The organism is Paenibacillus doosanensis (assembly GCF_025060755.1).
GTDB classification, from domain to species: Bacteria; Bacillota; Bacilli; order Paenibacillales; family NBRC-103111; genus Paenibacillus_S; species Paenibacillus_S doosanensis.
Genome location: NZ_JANYUY010000126.1, coordinates 1 through 962 on the forward strand (window position 1 = coordinate 1; position 962 = coordinate 962).

Annotated in this window: 2 rRNA genes; both read left to right on the top strand. The window is 51.7% G+C overall.

Annotated elements, in window-relative coordinates:
* Positions 1-222 (top strand): 16S ribosomal RNA (locus N0M98_RS33680); the annotation flags it as partial.
* A 235-nt stretch (positions 223-457) separates the two neighbouring features.
* Positions 458-962: ribosomal RNA gene (locus N0M98_RS33685) — 23S ribosomal RNA — on the top strand; the annotation flags it as partial.

The window sequence follows — 962 nt, forward strand, 5'->3', positions numbered from 1 at the left end:
GCCTGCATGAAGTCGGAATTGCTAGTAATCGCGGATCAGCATGCCGCGGTGAATACGTTCCCGGGTCTTGTACACACCGCCCGTCACACCACGAGAGTTTACAACACCCGAAGTCGGTGGGGTAACCCGCAAGGGGGCCAGCCGCCGAAGGTGGGGTAGATGATTGGGGTGAAGTCGTAACAAGGTAGCCGTATCGGAAGGTGCGGCTGGATCACCTCCTTTCTATGGAGTCCATGATGACTGTAGGTCATCGGACATAAGCAACTGACAGTTGCACACAACATTCACTCGTTGGTCAGTTTTGAGAGGACAAAGACGCCCCGAAAGGGAAGTCGATGTGTATCTCAAATAACACTGACAACTGACATCAAGAACTTGATGTAACAGTTGCAGATTGTTCCTTGAAAACTAGATAACGAAACGAAATGCGTAGAGCAATACAACGTGTCATTAGCATGGTTAAGCTAATAAGAGCACACGGAGGATGCCTAGGCGCTAGGAGCCGAAGAAGGACGTGGCGAACGACGAAATCGCCTCGGGGAGCCGTAAGCAGGCTTTGATCCGGGGATATCCGAATGGGGAAACCCAGCTGAGGTAATTCTCAGTTACTCACATCTGAATACATAGGGTGTGTAGAGGCATACGAGGGGAACTGAAACATCTAAGTACCCTCAGGAGAAGAAAACAAAAGTGATTCCGTCAGTAGCGGCGAGCGAAAGCGGAACAGCCCAAACCAGAGGGCTTGCTCTCTGGGGTTGTGGGACGTCAACATAGGTGCAGCAGGGTAGATGAAGCGGTCTGGAAAGGCCGGCCATAGAAGGTAAAAGCCCTGTAGTTGAAATTCTGCGAACACCTTAGACGGATCCCGAGTACCGCGAGACACGTGAAACCTCGTGGGAAGCAGGCAGGACCATCTGCCAAGGCTAAATACTCCCTAGCGACCGATAGTGAAGCAGTACCGT